13 protein-coding genes, 1 tRNA gene and 1 pseudogene are annotated in these 16,754 nt (G+C 67.6%); 9 read left to right on the top strand and 6 right to left on the bottom strand.

Annotated elements, in window-relative coordinates; all coding sequences use genetic code 11:
- Window positions 1-21: 21 nt before the first annotated feature.
- The 5 genes from AC1DR1_RS03515 to AC1DR1_RS03535 all read left to right on the top strand — a co-directional run bounded on the left by AC1DR1_RS03515 (window position 22) and on the right by AC1DR1_RS03535 (window position 7,809).
- Window positions 22-103: transfer RNA gene (locus tag AC1DR1_RS03515), tRNA-Leu, on the top strand.
- Between the two features lie 236 nt (window positions 104-339).
- A complete protein-coding gene (locus tag AC1DR1_RS03520; RefSeq protein ID WP_229995738.1) occupies window positions 340-1,017 on the top strand; it encodes a fasciclin domain-containing protein in 678 nt (225 codons plus the stop codon).
- 254 nt (window positions 1,018-1,271) lie between these two features.
- A complete protein-coding gene (locus tag AC1DR1_RS03525; RefSeq protein WP_414645559.1) occupies window positions 1,272-2,927 on the top strand; it encodes an ABC transporter substrate-binding protein in 1,656 nt (551 codons plus the stop codon).
- A 78-nt stretch (window positions 2,928-3,005) separates the two neighbouring features.
- Window positions 3,006-4,508 carry a malate:quinone oxidoreductase gene (locus tag AC1DR1_RS03530; RefSeq protein WP_364748052.1) on the top strand — a complete coding sequence of 501 codons (1,503 nt, stop codon included), beginning with the start codon at window positions 3,006-3,008 and terminating at the stop codon, window positions 4,506-4,508.
- Window positions 4,509-4,626: 118 nt separating this feature from the next.
- The gene (locus AC1DR1_RS03535) at window positions 4,627-7,809 is read left to right on the top strand and encodes an efflux RND transporter permease subunit (RefSeq protein ID WP_476992187.1); all 3,183 of its coding nucleotides are present in this window, start codon (window positions 4,627-4,629) and stop codon (window positions 7,807-7,809) included.
- Window positions 7,810-8,186: 377 nt separating this feature from the next.
- Here AC1DR1_RS03535 and AC1DR1_RS03540 read toward each other — a convergent pair.
- Window positions 8,187-8,390, bottom strand: a pseudogene (locus AC1DR1_RS03540) (MFS transporter); the annotation flags it as partial.
- A 234-nt stretch (window positions 8,391-8,624) separates the two neighbouring features.
- Between AC1DR1_RS03540 and AC1DR1_RS03545 the strand changes: the two are divergent.
- Window positions 8,625-9,755, top strand: coding sequence for an LLM class flavin-dependent oxidoreductase (locus AC1DR1_RS03545; RefSeq protein WP_476966695.1), 1,131 nt, complete (start codon window positions 8,625-8,627; stop codon window positions 9,753-9,755).
- Window positions 9,755-10,216 (top strand): MarR family winged helix-turn-helix transcriptional regulator, encoded by a 462-nt coding sequence (locus tag AC1DR1_RS03550; protein ID WP_229995744.1) that lies wholly within the window; start codon window positions 9,755-9,757, stop codon window positions 10,214-10,216. Before AC1DR1_RS03545 ends, AC1DR1_RS03550 begins: the two co-directional genes overlap by 1 nt.
- 54 nt (window positions 10,217-10,270) lie before the next feature.
- Here the strand turns inward: AC1DR1_RS03550 and AC1DR1_RS03555 are convergent, their stop codons facing one another.
- From AC1DR1_RS03555 to AC1DR1_RS03565, 3 genes are all read right to left on the bottom strand, one after another.
- A complete protein-coding gene (locus AC1DR1_RS03555) occupies window positions 10,271-11,074 on the bottom strand; it encodes a transglutaminase-like domain-containing protein (protein ID WP_476966696.1) in 804 nt (267 codons plus the stop codon).
- Window positions 11,075-11,161: 87 nt separating this feature from the next.
- A complete protein-coding gene (locus AC1DR1_RS03560; RefSeq protein ID WP_364748059.1) occupies window positions 11,162-11,995 on the bottom strand; it encodes a hypothetical protein in 834 nt (277 codons plus the stop codon).
- Window positions 11,996-12,025: 30 nt separating this feature from the next.
- On the bottom strand, window positions 12,026-13,471 hold the full coding sequence (locus tag AC1DR1_RS03565) for a M20/M25/M40 family metallo-hydrolase (protein ID WP_229993868.1): 1,446 nt from the start codon (window positions 13,469-13,471) through the stop codon (window positions 12,026-12,028).
- Window positions 13,472-13,583: 112 nt separating this feature from the next.
- Between AC1DR1_RS03565 and AC1DR1_RS03570 the strand changes: the two genes are divergently transcribed.
- Window positions 13,584-14,258: a DUF1684 domain-containing protein gene (locus AC1DR1_RS03570; RefSeq protein ID WP_476966697.1), complete on the top strand. Its 675-nt coding sequence runs from the start codon at window positions 13,584-13,586 to the stop codon at window positions 14,256-14,258.
- A 4-nt stretch (window positions 14,259-14,262) separates the two neighbouring features.
- Window positions 14,263-14,748, top strand: a complete 486-nt coding sequence (locus tag AC1DR1_RS03575) for a GtrA family protein (protein WP_476966698.1) — start codon at window positions 14,263-14,265, stop codon at window positions 14,746-14,748.
- On the opposite strand, the gene AC1DR1_RS03580 is transcribed toward AC1DR1_RS03575, so the two are convergent.
- Together AC1DR1_RS03580 and nadC are read right to left on the bottom strand one after the other, a co-directional pair.
- Entirely contained in the window at window positions 14,702-15,889 is a 1,188-nt protein-coding gene (locus tag AC1DR1_RS03580; RefSeq protein WP_476966699.1) for a cysteine desulfurase family protein, read from the bottom strand. The genes AC1DR1_RS03575 and AC1DR1_RS03580 overlap by 47 nt on opposite strands.
- A gap of 8 nt (window positions 15,890-15,897) precedes the next feature.
- The gene (gene nadC, locus AC1DR1_RS03585; protein WP_229993873.1) at window positions 15,898-16,752 is read right to left on the bottom strand and encodes a carboxylating nicotinate-nucleotide diphosphorylase; all 855 of its coding nucleotides are present in this window, start codon (window positions 16,750-16,752) and stop codon (window positions 15,898-15,900) included.
- Between the last annotated feature and the right edge of the window lie 2 nt (window positions 16,753-16,754).

The raw sequence follows: 16,754 nt of genomic DNA on the forward strand, positions 1-16,754 counted from the left end.
CCGGGACGACGACGGCGCCGCGCGCGAGTGGTGAAATTGGCAGACACGCAGGATTTAGGTTCCTGTGCCTTCGGGCGTGGGGGTTCAAGTCCCCCCTTGCGCACAGAGAGAACCCCGGTCTTCGGACCGGGGTTCTCGTGGTTTCCGGCGTTATTCCGGGGTTTTTCAGGAGTTTTGAAGAGGCCAAAAAGAATTTCACATCCGCACCCATCCGTTTCCTCCGAGCAGCCGAATACCCATTGAGACACCAACCAAGGGTCGGTGCCCAACAGTCGGGAAAGGGCCGCAGCGGCAAAGTTCGCCGCCGGCAAACATCGGCACAACAAAGGAGAAACCGAAATGCAGAACATCAAGCGCACCACGTTCGCCGTTGCAGGTATCGCAGCTGCCGCCATGCTCAGCCTCACTGCCTGTGGTGGGGCCACCGCCTCGTCGGCCCCCGCCTCCTCGGCACCGTCCTCCGCACCGGCGGAATCCAGCATGGCATCCCCTTCCACGACCGCCTCCGCCGCAGCCATGGATCCGGCCGCCAACCTTGTCGGCTCCGGTTGCGCCGCCTACGCCGCCCAGGTTCCCAGCGGTGCCGGCTCCGTCTCCGGCATGGCACTTGACCCGGTGGCCACCGCGGCGTCCAACAACCCGATCCTCACCACCTTGACCGCCGCTGTTTCCGGCAAGCTCAACCCCAAGGTCAACCTGGTGGACACGCTCAACGGCAGCGAATTCACCGTCTTCGCCCCGACGGATGACGCCTTCAAGAAGATCGACGCCGCCACGATCGAGGCCCTGAAGACGGATGACGCCACGCTGAGCAAAATCCTGACCTACCACGTAGTCCCCGGCAAGATCACCCCGGACCAGATCGTCGGCACCCACAAGACGGTTCAGGGCGGTTCGGTAACGGTAACCGGCACCAAGGATGCCCTCAAGGTTGACGACGCCAACGTTGTCTGCGGCGGCGTCCAGACTGCCAACGCCACTGTCTACATGGTCGACTCAGTCCTGATGCCCAAGTAGGCAGCTTCAAGCCCTCCTGCCCGGCTCCAGCCTGACTCCCTGGACCACTAGGAGAAGCGAAGGCCCGCACCCCCAGGTGCGGGCCTTCGCTTTTTGTGGTGCCGTGCCGCAGGGGGCTGATGGCAGGAGACGGTGTGCCACAAAAGCTGGCGGACCCGGCCGTCAACTAGACTGGGGCTGTTCCGCAGCCGGCGGACCATCCAGTTCTTAGAGGTGATTCTCGAGTGCCCAGCAGTACAGTGCCCAGCAGGACAGTGCGGCGGATTGCCGCCGGCATCGGGGCCGCTCTCCTTGTGCTGCCGCTGGCGTCCTGCACGGGCAATCTCGGCCCGGCACCCAGCTCCGCAACCGCCTCTCCCACCTCCACCGCGGCACCCACCGCGGTCTTCACCTTCGGCACCGGCTCGGAGCCGCTGGGGCTCGATCCTGCCCTGGTCTCCGACGTCGAGTCCTACCGCGTCACCCGGCAGGTCCTGGAAGGCCTCGTTGGCGTGGACCAGACCACCGGCCAGCCCACGCCGCTTCTGGCCACCGAATGGTCCCAGAGCGATGAAGGCCGGACCTACGAGTTCAAGCTGCGCGAGAACGTCACGTTCCAGGACGGGACGAAGTTCGATGCCGCCGCGGTCTGCACCAACTTCAACCGCTGGTTCAACTTCTCGCAGGCCCTCCGCGACCAGGCCACGGGCACCACATTCAAGGGTGTGTTCAAGGCCCATGCGGACCAGGCCCCGCTGTCCATCTACAAGAGCTGCACCGCGGTGGCGCCGGACAACGTGCGGATCGGCCTCAGCCAGCCCTTCACAGGATTTCTCCAGGCGCTCACCCTCCCGGCCTTCGCGATCTCTTCGCCCAAGGCCCTCGCCGCCGGGAACGCGGACGTCCTGAACCAGAACCGGGGCGGGCAGCCGGTGTCCGCCTACGGCCTCCACCCGGTGGGCACCGGACCATACGTCTTCGGCTCCTGGGACCCGGGCAGCGTCACCCTGGGCAGCAACAAGGACTATTGGGGCGAGAAGGGACAGATCGGGACCATCAAGTTCGTGACCTACGATCACCCGCAGACCCGGATGCAGGCACTCCTGGAAGGCAAGATCGACGCGTACGACGCCGTCACTGTGGGAAACTTCGACCAACTGGTCAAGAGCGGAAAGCAGATCATCCAGCGGGACCCCTTCTCCGTGATGTACCTGGGCATGAACCAGGAAGTCCCTATCCTGCAGAACCTCAAGGTGCGCCAGGCGATCGAGATGGGGCTGGACAAGGACACGCTGATCCGCCGGTTCTTTATCGACAACACAGCCCAGGCGTCCCAGTTCGTTCCGCCCAAGCTCAGCGGCTTCAACAACAACGCCGCAGCGCTGGGCTACAACCCGGGCAAGGCCAAGGAACTCCTGGCCGAGGCCGGCTACAAGGGTGAGGAGCTGAAGTTCTACTATCCGCTCAACGTCACCCGGCCCTACCTGCCGACACCGGAAAAGGTGTACGCCGAAATCAGCCGGCAACTGACCGCCATCGGGCTCAACATCAAGCCCGTGCCCGTGGACTGGGCAGACGGCTACCTGCAGAAGGTCACCTCTCCGGGCGACCACGCCCTGCACCTGCTCGGCTGGAACGGCTCGTATTCGGACCCTGACAACTTCGTGGGCCCGCTCTTCGGCGAGAACACCGGCGAATTCGGCTACCAGGATCCCCAGGTCTTCTCCAAGATCGCCCGGGCCCGGGGCTTGCCGGACGGCAAGGACCGCACTTCGCAGTACCAGACCATCAATGGGCAGATCGCGGCCACGGTGCCCGCGGTTCCCATTGCCTTCCCGATCTCGGCACTGGCGCTCTCGGACCGGGTCCTGAAGTACCCGGCGTCGCCGGTGCTTAATGAAGTTTTCACAAAGGTCGAGCTAAGGCCTTGACGCCCGGGGTCAATTTCAGTTAGTGGGCGGTGCGGGATATTCTGTGACAGCCAGAGCCGCTGCTATCGGAGACTGATTGTGACTTTCATTTCCAAGACCCAACATGCCGACGTCGTCCTGATTGGCGGCGGCATCATGAGCGCCACGCTCGGTGCTTTCATCAAGCAGCTTGAGCCGAACTGGACCATCTCGCTGTTCGAGAAGCTCGACGAACCCGGGCTGGAAAGCTCCGGCCCGTGGAACAACGCCGGCACCGGACACGCGGCGCTGTGTGAGCTTAATTACTCCCCCGCAGCCAAAGACGGCTCGGTGGACCCCGGCAAGGCCCTGAACATCAACGAACAGTTCCAGCTGTCCCGCCAGTTCTGGTCCCATCTCGTCTCGAATTCCCTGATCGGCTCCCCCAAGGGCTTCATCAACACCGTTCCGCACATGAGCTTCGTGATCGGCGAGGACCACACCAAGTTCCTCCGCACCCGCTACGAGGCCCTCAAGCCGAACCCGCTGTTCCGCTCGATGGAGTATTCCGAGGACCACGCCCAGATCGCCAAGTGGGCACCGCTGATCGTCAAGGGCCGCGACCCGAAGCAGCGGGTCGCGGCAACCCGCGCCGCCGAGGGCACCGACGTCGATTTCGGTGCCCTGACCCGCGAGCTGACCACGTACCTGGGCAACAACGGCGTGGAGATCAACTACGGCCACAACGTCAGTGACATCAAGCGCGCGTCCGGCGGCGGCTGGGACCTGGCGCTCAAGCACCCGCGCTCCGGTGAGCACGGCTCCATCCACGCGAAATTCGTGTTTGTCGGTGCCGGCGGCGGCGCCCTTCACCTGCTCCAGGCCTCCGGCATTCCGGAAAGCAAGGGGTTTGGCGGTTTCCCGGTCTCCGGCCAGTTCTTCCGCTGCACCGACGAGGCCCTCGCGGCCCAGCACAGCGCGAAGGTCTACGGCCAGGCATCCGTCGGCGCCCCGCCCATGTCCGTGCCGCACCTGGACACGCGCTACGTCAACGGCAAGCGCTCCCTGCTGTTCGGCCCCTACGCCGGTTTCTCCACGAACTTCCTCAAGAACGGCTCCTACCTGGACCTGCCGCTGTCCATCCGCCCCTCCAACATCATCCCGATGCTGGCCGTGGCCAAGGACAACATGGACCTCACCGCCTACCTGATCAAGGAGGTCGCCAAGCGCCACGGCGACAAGGTCGAGGCCCTGCGGGAGTACTACCCCGAGGCCCAGGACGGCGACTGGGAGCTCATCACCGCCGGCCAGCGGGTCCAGATCATCAAGAAGGACCCGAAGAAGGGCGGCGTGCTGCAGTTCGGCACCGAGGTCATTGCCGGACGCGACGGCACCATCGGCGCCCTGCTCGGCGCCTCCCCCGGCGCGTCCACGGCCGTGCCGATCATGATCGAGCTGCTCCAGAAGTCGTTCCCCAAGAACTTCAAGGGCTGGCAGTCCAAGCTCAAGGACATGATGCCCGGCTACGGCATCAAACTCAACGACAACCCTGAGCTCGCCGCGCAGCTGGAGGCCCAGACAGCCAAGACGCTGCAACTCGAACAGGTCACCGCCCGCAACTAAGCCGGGGCCGGGCCACGGCTGGTCTACACTGCTGGTTTGGGACCGCTGCAACTCGTTGACGTCCCCGTTTTGATGTCCCGTTGTGCAGGACGCCCTCGACCCACCAGGAGACCATGAGATGTTCCGGCTTGCAAAGCTGTCTCTCGCCAACAGGGCCCTGATCGCGCTGATCACGGTGTTCGCGTCCGTGTTCGGCGTGATCACGATGTCCTCGCTGAAGCAGGAGCTCATCCCCTCCATCGAGTTCCCGCAGATCACGGTCATCTCCTCGATGCCCGGCGCGTCGCCGGAAGTGGTGGACAAGCAGATCAGTGCCCCGCTGGAAAAGGCACTGAACAGCGTCGAGGGCCTGGAGTCGACGTCGTCGACGTCCCGGAACGGCGTCTCCCAGATCTCCCTGGCGTTCACGTACGGCTCCAACCTGGACCGGGCGCGGAACCAGATCGACCGCGCCATCTCCAACGCCAAGCAGGCCTTGCCGAAGGACGTCCAGCCGCAGGCGATCGCCGGGAGCATCAGCGACTTCCCGATCGTGTTCCTGGCCGTGTCTTCGGACAAACCGCTCAGTGAACTCAACGCCGATCTCGCCCGGCTCAGCGTCCCCCGACTGCAGAAGCTCGACGGCGTCAGGGGCGCCGACGTGACCGGCGGCGCCACGCAGCACATCCAGATCCTGCCGCGGCCCAAGGACCTGGCCGCGTCGGGCGCGGGCATCCAGTCCATCAGCGACGCGCTGAAGAACAACGGGGCGTTGGTTCCGGCCGGCACCATCGAGGAACAGGGCAAGACCCTCTCGCTGCAGATCGGCAGCCCGGTGGACTCCCTCGACGCCATCAAGGCCCTCCCCCTGGGCGCGGCCCGCGATGCGGCGACCATCGGCAGTGTGGCAGATGTCAGCCTCGTCGAGGACGCCCGCACGTCCATCACACGGACCAACGGCAAGGAAACCCTCGCCCTGTCCGTGACCAAGAAGCCCGAGGGCGACACCGTCGCGATCTCCCATGCGGTCAAGGACGCCATCGCGCAGCTCGAGGCCGAGCTCGGCTCCAATGCCAAGTTCACCCCGGTCTTCGACCAGGCGCCGTTCATCGAGAAGTCCATCAAGGACCTCACCACCGAGGGCCTGCTGGGACTGGGCTTCGCCGTCCTGGTGATCCTGGTGTTCCTGATGTCCGTGCGAGCAACCCTGGTCACGGCCGTGTCCATCCCGCTGTCCCTGCTGATCACGTTCATCGGGCTCTCGGCCACCGGCTACTCGCTCAACATCCTGACCCTTGGCGCGCTCACGATCGCAATCGGCCGCGTGGTGGACGACTCGATCGTTGTCATCGAAAACATCAAACGGCACCTGAGCTACGGCGAGGACAAGATCACCGCGATCGTGACCGCCATCCGCGAAGTCGCCGGCGCCATCACGGCGTCCACCCTGACCACCGTGGCCGTCTTCCTGCCCATCGCCTTCGTCGGCGATCTGGCCGGTGCGCTGTTCCGGCCGTTCGCCCTGACCGTGACCATCGCCCTGCTCTCCTCGCTGCTGGTCTCGCTGACCATCGTGCCGGTGCTGGCCTACTGGTTCCTGCGCACACCCGCCGTCACAGGCTCCCCGGCCGGTTCTGCCGCTGACATTGCCGCCAAGGCGCACGAGGCCGAGCAGAGCACGCTGCTGCAGCGCGGCTACCTGCCCGTCCTGGCCGGTACGCAGCGGCACCCGGTCCTCACACTTATCGCCGCGGCCCTGGTGCTTGCCGGCACCGTGGCGATGTCACCGCTGCTCGCCACCGACCTCCTGGGCCGCTCCGGCGAGAACAGCATGACCGTCAAGCAGGCCCTGCCGGCGGGGACCAGCCTTGACGAGGCCAGCGCATCGGCGATCCGGGTTGAGGACACCCTGCGGGGCATCGACGGGATCAAGGACGTCCAGGCCACCACCGGCAACGCCCAGACCGGCTTCTCGGCCCTGCTCTCGTCCGGCGCGTCGAATTCGACCTTCACCGTGGTGACGGACGAGAAAGCCAACCAGGGCAAGCTCCAGGACACCGTCCGCAGCGAACTCTCCAAGCTCGGCGACGCCGGAAAGATCACGGTCGGTTCCCAGCAGGGCGGCTTCGGCACGTCGTCGACCGTGGACATCACCCTCAAGGCCGCCACCACCGCCGATCTCCGGACCGCCAGCGACGCAATGGTCAAGGCCATGGACGGCGTTCCCGGCAGCAGCGAGGTGGCCACCAACCTGGCCGCCAGCCAGCCGGTGGTCCAGGTCAAGGTGGACCGGGCCAAGGCCGTCGCGGCCGGCCTGAACGAGGAGCGCGTGGCCGGGGTGCTGGCCGCCACGATCAGCCCGATTCCGGCCGGGACTGTCCGCATCGACACCAACGACTTCCCGGTCCGGATCGGCGAGGGAACCCGCTTCACGAGCATCGACGCGGTCCGGGAGATCCCGCTGCCGACGGCGGCCGGCACCGTCCCGCTCGGCAGCGTCGCCTCGGTGGAGCAGGTGGACGTCCCCGTCTCCATTACCGCCAGCAACGGCCAGCGCACCGCGCGGGTCTCGGTGACGCCGTCGGGCTCCAACCTCGGCGCGGTCAGCACCGAGGTGCAGAACCGGCTCAAGTCAGTGCAGCTGCCGACCGGGGTGACCGCCACGATCGGTGGCGCCACGACGCAGCAGGCCGATTCGTTCCGCCAGCTGGGACTCGCGCTGCTGGCCGCCATCGCGATCGTCTACGTGATCATGGTGGCTGCGTTCAAATCCCTCATCCAGCCGCTGATCCTGCTGGTCTCCGTCCCGTTCGCCGCGACAGGCGCCATCGCCCTGCTCGTGGTGACCGGGGTGCCGCTGGGGCTGCCGTCGCTGATCGGCATGCTGATGCTCGTGGGCATCGTGGTGACCAACGCGATTGTGCTGATCGACCTCATCAACCAGTACCGCCAGCCGCGCAACGGCGAACCCGGGATGAACGTGGCGGACGCTATCACGCACGGCGCCCGCCAGCGCCTGCGCCCCATCCTCATGACGGCGCTCGCCACGGTGTTTGCTCTGACACCAATGGCGCTCGGACTCACCGGCGGCGGCGGATTCATCTCCCAGCCCCTGGCGATCGTGGTGATCGGCGGCCTGATCTCCTCGACCGCCCTCACACTCATCCTGGTCCCTGTGCTGTACCGGCTCGTGGAAGGCCGGCGTGAGCGCAAGGCGCTACAGAAGTCGCTGCGCCGCGGACGCCATTCCGGGCCGGCCGTGACCGAGGACTTCCCGGACGACTTCCCCGAAGACGCTCCCGTGCCAACCGGTTCGCACTAGGAACCAGAACTCGGCGTTCCTGCCTTGTCCCGCGTTGCCCGGTGCGTCCCGTGGGCCGCGTTGGCTGCAGCACGGGCCGCGTGGGCACCGTGGGCTGCGTGGGTTCCGTGCGTTCCCTTCGAGAGCTTCAGGCGCCCACCAGTTGCCGCGGCGGCGTCCCTGTGGCGGGGCCCGCTGGACACCAGGGCCGCGAGGGCTGCGGGTGCGGCGGGGATCATCACTTCGCGCGACGGGTTGCCGGAAAATGTTGCGTTCTCCGGGACGTCTTCACCCTTCATCAGAAAGGCGTCGGCCCCGAGTGGCGAACCTTCGCGCATCGTCGCCCCGTAGTTGACCCAGGCGTCCACGCCCATGGAGCAGCGGTTGCCGATCACGATGTGGTGCCCGTACATGTCCCCCAGCTTGGCCAGTACCGGCACGGCGAGGGCGCTGACCATGAGCTGAGCGGCCTCGAACCAGTTGACGTCGGCGTCGTGGATCCCCAGGTGCCGGGCTATATCGGTGAGGATGGGCGTGTAATAGCCCTGCAGGATTCCGCTGGTGAGCTCCACCAGACACAGAAAAGCTACGACACGTCGCATGGGGCCTTCCGGGCGGGCCGGGCACCTCACGGCCAGCCGATTGATTGCATCCTAGGCCCGGGCTCCTGCCACAGGCGGCAACGCGGCCGGGAAGACGAGCCGGGAAACCCGGCCGGGACGGTGCGGGAATATTCCCCCGTGGCGGGCGTTATACCCGTCGATAGATGCAAATGCATGTAAATTGGTTATAGTAGAAGCAGATCCCGGATCACCCCGGCCACGGAAAGGCACACCATGCAGATCGGCGTATTCAGCGTCAGCGACATCACCACCGACCCCACCACGGGCCGCACACCGACCGAGCACGAGCGCATCAAGGCCGCCGTGGCGATCGCCAAGAAGGTCGAAGAGATCGGCATGGACGTCTACGCCCTGGGCGAGCACCATAACCGGCCGTTCTTCTCCTCCTCCCCCACCACCACGCTCGCGTACATCGCGGCCCAGACCGAGCGCATCATCCTGTCCACGGCCACCACACTGATCACCACCAATGACCCGGTGAAGATCGCCGAGGACTTCGCGATGCTCCAGCACCTCGCGGACGGACGCGTGGACCTGGTCCTGGGCCGGGGCAACACCGCCCCTGTCTACCCCTGGTTCGGCAAGAACATCCAGGACGGGATCGAACTCGCGATCGAGAACTACTCCCTGCTGCGCCGCCTCTGGGATGAGGACACCGTCAACTGGTCCGGCAAGCACCGTACCCCGCTGCAGAACTTCACCTCCACCCCTCGTCCGCTCGACGGCGTCGCCCCCTTCGTGTGGCACGGCTCGATCCGCACACCGCAGATCGCCGAAGTGGCGGCGTACTACGGTGACGGTTTCTTCGCCAACAACATCTTCTGGCCCAAGGAGCACTACCAGCAGCTGATCGGCCTCTACCGCGAACGCTACGAGCACTACGGCCACGGCAAGGCGGACCAGGCCATTGTGGGACTCGGCGGCCAGTTCTTCATGCGGAAGAACTCCCAAGACGCTGTCAAGGAGTTCCGCCCCTACTTCGACAACGCCCCGGTCTACGGCCACGGCCCCTCGCTGGAGGACTTCACGTCCCAGACCCCGCTGACGGTCGGCAGCCCGCAGGAAGTGATCGAAAAGACCCTCACGTTCCGGGAGTACTTCGGCGACTACCAGCGCCAGCTTTTCCTGATCGACCACGCCGGCCTGCCGCTGAAGACCGTCCTGGAGCAGCTGGATCTGTTCGGCGAAGAAGTGCTGCCGGTGCTGCGGAAGGAGTATGCCGCGCTCAAGCCCGCGCATGTCCCGGAACCGCCGACGCACGCCGGCCGGGTGGCCGCCGCGCTGGCAGCGGGACCCACCGACGCCGACGCCGCCGCGGCAGAGACCACCAGCAAGGGCTCATGATGGCGGCCAGGACCACAGAATCGCCGGTACGCCTGGCCGCGGAAACGTGGGAATCCCTGTTCCGGGCCCAGGTGGCGGTGATGCGCAAGCTGCAGGCGGCGCCGGCGTTCAAAGCCCTGGCGCTCAATGAGTACGACGTCCTGTTCACGCTCTCGCGCTGCCCCTCCGGGTGGCTGCGCCTGAACGAGCTCAACGACAACGTCCTGCTGAGCCAGTCCAGCCTGAGCCGGCTGGTGGAGCGGCTCGAAAAGCGCGGGCTGGTCGAACGGACACCGGCCCCCGAGGACGGCCGCGGGATCCTCATCCGGCTCACCGATGCCGGACGGGACCTGCAGAAGCAGATCGGCCGGGAACACGTGCGCGACATCGCCGCGCTCGTGGGCCCGGCCCTCTCCGCCGCCGAACAGCAGGAACTGCTGCGGCTGACCGAAAAGCTCCGCGCCTCGGTCGCCGTGCGCTAAGACCGTCTGAAACCCTGCGCTAAGACCCTGCGCCGGCCCGCTGGCCGGCGCAGCCTACTGGATGGTGACGAGCTTCGCCGGGTCTTCCAGCGGCAGCTCATCGACGACGGCGGTGACGCTGAGTTCCTTCAGCGACAGGCTGCCGCCGACGGTGGACAGGAATGCGGTGTCCGAGGAATCGCGCCCGGCTGTGATCCGCAGCATGCTCTCCCGCGGCGCCAGCCCCGTCGGGTCGATGACGTGCCAGGCGCCGTTGATGTGCGCTTCGGCGACGGCGTGAAAGTCCATCGGGGTCAGGCCCGGGGCATAGACAGCCGCCAGCCGGGCCGGGACGTTCTTGGAGCGCAGCAGGGCAATGGCGAGGTGGGCAAAGTCCCGGCAGACGCCGCGGCGGTGCAGCAGGGTTTCGACGGCGCCGTCGGTCCCCCGCGAGGATCCGCTGACGTAGCGCAGTTCGCTGAAGACCCAGTTGCGGATGGCGTGGAGCAGCTCTTCGCCCTGAAGCCCGCCGAATTCGGCATAGGCAGTCGGCAGCAGCCGGTCCGACTCCGCGTAGCGGCTGGGCCGGACATAGCGGATCAGTTCCATGAGCCCAGGTTCCTCGGGCCGGGCGAAGCCGGTGACGGTGGCCGAATACTCAACCAGCACTTCGGTGGGTTCGGCGAATTCCATGTAGTGGAAGCGCCCGCCGTGATGGTCCGAGAGTTCGGTCACCGGCACGTCCTCGCCTCCCGCGGTTACCGTGAGCGACTCTTCGACCGACCCGTACCCGCCGTTCCGGGCCACGGCCACGGCGAGAGCCACCTTGGTCTCGGCAACGGTCTTGAAGGCCAGGCGGGCGGCTACGGCGCGTTCCATGTATCTCCGTATCTCCGGGATGTGGGATGTGAGGTGGGTGCAGGGGAAGTCGCCGCCAACGGCCCGGGGATGTGCGGGTGGGCGGGACTAGTTTTTGATCTTCAGAGACATTAGCATCCGCTGGACGTTGGCGAATTCGGACCCCTCATTGACGTACTTGGCCGCCTGGTCGAGAGTGTCGAACGCCTTTGCGGGGGCGACCTTCTGGTCAGGCGCCAGCGTTTTCAGCACCGTCAGGTCCCCAAACGAATAGTCCCCCTTGCCGGCCACGCCACGGACCACATTCTGCAACGCGCAGCTCTTGCCGCCGGTGCCGCCCACCACGTTGGTGATGCCGTAGGAGCCGAAGTACTTGTAGCCCTGGATAACCCGGAAGACCACGTGCGGGTCAATGGTTCCCTCGCCGCCGGCGTGCGGGAGGTCAACGGGCACGCTGCTGACCACGACGTAGTCCCGTGCGGCGCCGTCAGCGCAGGCCGGCGCAGGCTGCGGCGGCAGACCGGTCTGCAAGGTGGCCAGGTAGCCGCCTTCAGCGTCCTTCACGGTGATCTTCAGTGCCCCCGGCAGCGCACCCGAGTCTGGAGCAACGGATTGGACGATCCAGTCCTGCGGCACCTCAAAGCTGACGGTCTTTGCCGGGTCGGTAAAGACTTTCCAGGCCCCCGCGCTCGAGCCGGGGGTGGCGGCAGCGCCGGCCGAGGATGGCGGGCCCGACGGTGCGGGACCAGTGGTGGCAGACTGCCTCTCGCTGTCAGTGGTACCGTCCGCCGCGCTGCTGCCTGCAGTCCAGACCGGCGTCCCCTTGCCGTCGCTGCTGCAGCCCGTCAGGGCTGCCGCCACCGCGAGCGCCGCGCCGGTGCGCAGCAGAGCGCTCCGGACTCCGGCGGTGCCTGATCCTCCGAAAGGGGCCGTCCCAGTCATGGTGCCAGCGTAGCCGGGGCGCCGCATGACTCAGAGTTCCCGCATCAGTGTTTCGTAGAAGCGGACGCCCCGGTCCAGCGTCTCCAGGGAAATTTTCTCGTCAACGGCGTGGATGGAACCGCGGGCCCGGACATCCATGAAGAACGGCGCGAAGCGGTACACGGTGCCGCAGATCCCGGTGAAGCGGCGCGAGTCCGTGCCGCCCATCATGATGTAGGGGGTGATGATCGCCTCGGGGAAGACCTGCCCGATGCAGTCCGCCAGCAGTTCCCACTGCGCGGAGTTCGGGGAGACCGGGGACGGGCCGTTGCCCTCCACGACGCGCAGTTCGACTTTCGGGTCGCGGATGATTTTCCGCAGTCGTGCCACGGTGCCCTCGACGGTCTCCCCCACCGCCACCCTGATGTTGGCGTTGGCCTTGGCCGTGGCGGCGAGGACGTTCGCCCCGGAGCTGCCTTCGAGGGTGGTGATGGCGACGGTGGTTCGGGTCATCGCGTTGGTCTCGTTGCCGAGCCGGCCAAAGAGCCAGGTGATCGGCGCCCGGAGCAGGGCGACGTTAGCGAACACGGTTCGCAGCGGCGGCGGCGTGTGCGGGCAGAAGCGGCGCAGCATCTCCGCGGTCACCTCCGGCAGCGACTGCGGGAACGGGCTGCGCTCGATCCGGGTGATGGCGCGGGCCAGCCGGGCCGTCGCGCCCATCCGCGGCGGCGTGGAGGCGTGTCCCCCCTGGTCCCGGGTCAGCAGCTCCACGTCCAGGATTCCCTTTTCGGCCACGCCGACGACGGCGGCCGGGCGGCTCACCCCCGGGAAGGCACCGCCGGCGACGGCACCGCCCTCGTCCAGCACGAGCCAGGGCAACACACCGCGGCCGGCCAGCAGGTCTGCGGCGGCCGCCGCGCTGTTGCCGGCCGTCTCCTCGTTGTTGCCGAACGAGAAGTAGAGGTCATGCGCGGGGGCATGCCCCGCCCGGAGCAAGCTCTCGGCCGCCTCCAGGATGGCAACGAGCTGGCCCTTGTCATCGAGTGTCCCGCGGCCCCACAGGAAGGTGCCGTCGTTGTGGCCGGAGAACGGCGCCTGCGTCCACTGTCCTGGGTCGCCCGCCGGGACGACGTCGTAGTGCGCCATCAGCACCGAGGCGCGCTGCGCGGCCGCTGGGTCCTCCGCCAAGGCGCTGCCGGGCCAGCGGTACAGGAGGGCGTGGCCGTTGACGCGCTCCAGTTCCAGGGCGGCATGGACGGCCGGGTACAGCCGTGGCAGTGCCGCGATGAAGGCCTCGAACTGGTCTGTCTCCACCCCGGCCACGGCCCGGGAGGATACGGTCCGGTACGTCACGAGCTCCGCCAGCGACGCTGCCGCGCGCCCGGCGCTGCCCGGTGTTTCGCCGGCGCTGCCCGGTGTGTACCCCGCGCTGCCCGGCGTGGCCCCGGGGCTCTTGAGGGTATTGCCGGCGGCCGCGTTCTGCAGGGGGTTGCGCATGGGCGAAAGTCTACGGCTGGATGGTCCGCCGGAACGGGTTATTCGGCGCGGGGGTCCGGCCCGGAATCCGGGGCCCAAATTTCGGCCCCGGGAAAGCGGATACGCTGGGGGCATGGCCGAACATGACATTGACCGAACGCACTTTGGGGACCAGGGCGACGTGGCAGGCATGTCAGCGCTCGATATCGCGGACTGGCGGCTGCGGACCTTTGCCCTCTATGCCACCACGCGGAAGATTGCCGCGGACAGCCCGGCGGAGGCCCATTCGTACTGGCGCCAGGAGCGGGACCGCATGTTCGGCACGCACCCGGCCTCGGCGCTGACGGCAGAAGCCAAGGCCAGCTTCGGCGGCCTGAAGACGGCGGACTACGATCCGATCTACCGTTTCCATGTCCCGCTGACCCTCGAGGGCGCCGGCCGGGAGATGAATGTGGAGACCGGGACTGACGGCCTGGTCCGGTTTGTGCGGCTGGGCACCTTCGACCTTCCCGAGATGGGACAGCTCGCAGTCTGGAAGCTCAGGGGCTACGGCGGCGGCATCTTCGTGCCGTTCCGTGACGCCACCGCCGGCCAGCCCGGCGGCAGCTACGGCGCGGGACGCTACCTCCTGGACACCATCAAGGGGGCTTTCCACGGCGTGCGGGGCTCCGGGCCCCAGGCCGAATTCGTCCTGGACTTCAATTTCGCCTACAACCCCTCCTGCGCCTACAACGAAGCCTGGGCATGTCCCCTTGCGGGCCCGGAGAACCGGCTGGCCGTGGACATCCCCGTGGGCGAACTGTACTGAGCGGATGGAGACCCAGCTCGAACAGCAGGCTCCTGCCGCCGCCGTCGTCCGCGGCCAGACCGCCCGCCGCCACCGCGGAATCCTCCGCTACCCGGTGGTCCGGCAGCTCATCCGGTTCACCGGCGTCGGGGTTGTCTGTACCCTGACTTCCTTGGCCCTGTACGCCCTGTCCCGGCCCTGGCTCGGGGCCCAGCCGGCCAACGCGGCGGCCCTGGTCCTGACATCGTTCATGAATACCGCCCTCAACCGGCGCCTGACGTTCAAGATCACCGAGCGCCGCCGGATGAAGCGGGACCACCTCAACGGCCTGATCGTGATCCTCGTCGCGCTCCTGATCACCGGCGGCAGCCTGGCCGTCCTGCACTGGATCGACCCGGATGCCACCGTGGCCGAGGAGCTGTGGACCACCACGATCTCCGGCTTCGCCGCGACCGCGGTGCGGTTCACGATGCTGCGGCACTGGATCTTCCGCCGCGCCCGCCACCGCTAGCTTCCCCAAGGGAGCGGACGCTGCCGACGGCCGTGCGGACCGCGGCCGCCGCCTCCTGCAACTGCGCTGCCGTGACGGTCGAGTCGAAGCTGAAGCGCACCGCCGACTGGGCGACCTCGGGCTCGATGCCCATGGCCAGCAGCACGGGCGACGGCGCATCCGAACCTGCCGCGCACGCGGACCCGCTGGAGCAGATGACGCCCTGGCGCTCGAGTTCCAGCAGCACGGACTCGCCGCTGGTGCCCGGGAAGCAGAAAGATGCCACCGAGGGCAGCCGCTCGGTGGGGTGCCCGGTGAGCAGCGCACCGGGAACACCGGCCAGCACGGCGTCTATAAACCCGTCGCGGAGGGCAGAGACCCGCCCGGCCGGTTCCCGGGGCAGCGTCAGGGCTGTCGCCAGCGCCACGGCCCCGGCGACGTTTTCCGTTCCCGAACGGCGGCCGCGCTCCTGCCCGCCGCCGTGGACCAGCGGTTCAAGCCGGACCCGTCCGCGGACAAACAACGCGCCGCTGCCTTTGGGCGCGCCCAGCTTGTGGCCGGAAATGCTCAGCGCGTCAACGCCCAGTGCGCCGGTGTCCAGCGGCAGCCAGCCGGCCGCCTGGACGGCGTCGGTGTGGAACGGGACGCCGTGGGCGCGGGCCAGCGCCGCGAGCCAGGCGATGGGCTGGACCGTGCCTACCTCGTTATTCGCGTACATGATGCTGACCAGGGCCGTCCCGGGCTGCAGCACCGCGGCAAGGGCCTCTTCCGTCACCTGCCCGAAGCGGTCCACAGGGATCACGTCGACCGCGAAGCCGTGCACCCGTTCGAGGTACCTGGCGGATTCTTCCACCGCGGGATGTTCGACGGCGCTGATCGCCACCCGGTCCAGGCGCGGATCGGCGGCGCGCCGGGCCAGGGCGATGCCCTTGACGGCGAGGTTGTCAGCTTCGGTGCCGCCGGAGGTAAAGACGACTTCCCCGGGGCGGCAGCCCAGGGCCTTGGCGGTTGCGGTGCGTGCCCCGGCGAGCGCCGTGGCGGCCGCCTCACCCAGGGAGTGATGGCTTGACGGGTTGCCGAACTCGCCCGTGAGGTATGGCCACATGGCCTCCAGCACCTCTCGGCGGACCGGTGTGGTGGCCGCGGCGTCGAGGAAGATCACGGTGCGCCTCAGCCGGCCGTCTGTTCCGGGGCAGGAACGGGCTCGACATCCAGCTCAATGTCCAGGCCGAGGTCCAGGGCCGTGACGCTGTGCGTCAGGGCCCCGATCGAGATGACGTCCACCCCCGTGGCCGCGATGTCCGCCACGGTGGCGAGATTGACGTTGCCGCTGGCTTCGACACGGGCCCGGCCGCCCACCAGTTCGACGCCGGCCGCCAGCTCGGCCAGGGAGAAGTTGTCCAGCATGATGGTGTCCACCCCGGCCGCAAGTACGGGCTCGATCTGCTCGATGGTGTCCACTTCCACTTCGAAGTGTGTTGTATGGCCAAGCTGCGCCTTGGCGCCCCGCAGCACCGCGGTCAGCTTCGCCGGATCACCGCCGGTGAGGACCGCCAGATGGTTGTCCTTGGCCAGGACGGCGTCAGACAGGCTGAAGCGGTGGTTGGCGCCGCCGCCGCAGCGCACGGCGTAGCGTTCCAGCACCCGCAGCCCCGGCGTCGTCTTGCGGGTATCTGTGATCCGCGCCGCGGTGCCGTCCACGAGCGCCACGAACTCGGCCGTCCTGGTGGCGATGGCGCTCATCCGCTGGACCAGGTTCAGGCCGACGCGTTCGGCCAGCAGCACGGCGCGGGCGTTCCCGGTCACCCGGGCCAGTGCGGTTCCGGCGGCGAAGGCCTCGCCGTCGTTGACCAGCAGTTCGACGACGGCGCCCGGGTCGGTCAGCTTCATCGCCGCGGTGAAGACCTCCCCGCCGCTCAGCACGCCGGGAACGCGGGCATTGAGCACCGCAGTCGCCCGCGCCTGCGCGGGGATGAGCACCTGCGAGGTGATGTCCCCGTACGGGGCGTCCTCGTCCAGCGCCATGC

The organism is Arthrobacter sp. P4_F10 (genome assembly GCF_056401435.1).

What these genes read in the sequence shown, in the direction of transcription:
- AC1DR1_RS03520 (WP_229995738.1), top strand. Translation starts at nt 340, where the DNA reads ATGCAGAACATCAAGCGCACCACGTTCGCCGTTGCAGGTATCGCAGCT.
- AC1DR1_RS03535 (WP_476992187.1), top strand. Translation starts at nt 4,627, where the DNA reads ATGTTCCGGCTTGCAAAGCTGTCTCTCGCCAACAGGGCCCTGATCGCG.
- AC1DR1_RS03545 (WP_476966695.1), top strand. Translation starts at nt 8,625, where the DNA reads ATGCAGATCGGCGTATTCAGCGTCAGCGACATCACCACCGACCCCACC.
- AC1DR1_RS03550 (WP_229995744.1), top strand. Translation starts at nt 9,755, where the DNA reads ATGGCGGCCAGGACCACAGAATCGCCGGTACGCCTGGCCGCGGAAACG.
- AC1DR1_RS03555 (WP_476966696.1), bottom strand. Translation starts at nt 11,074, where the DNA reads ATGGAACGCGCCGTAGCCGCCCGCCTGGCCTTCAAGACCGTTGCCGAG.
- AC1DR1_RS03560 (WP_364748059.1), bottom strand. Translation starts at nt 11,995, where the DNA reads ATGACTGGGACGGCCCCTTTCGGAGGATCAGGCACCGCCGGAGTCCGG.
- AC1DR1_RS03565 (WP_229993868.1), bottom strand. Translation starts at nt 13,471, where the DNA reads ATGCGCAACCCCCTGCAGAACGCGGCCGCCGGCAATACCCTCAAGAGC.
- AC1DR1_RS03570 (WP_476966697.1), top strand. Translation starts at nt 13,584, where the DNA reads ATGGCCGAACATGACATTGACCGAACGCACTTTGGGGACCAGGGCGAC.
- AC1DR1_RS03575 (WP_476966698.1), top strand. Translation starts at nt 14,263, where the DNA reads ATGGAGACCCAGCTCGAACAGCAGGCTCCTGCCGCCGCCGTCGTCCGC.
- nadC (WP_229993873.1), bottom strand. Translation starts at nt 16,752, where the DNA reads ATGGCGCTGGACGAGGACGCCCCGTACGGGGACATCACCTCGCAGGTG.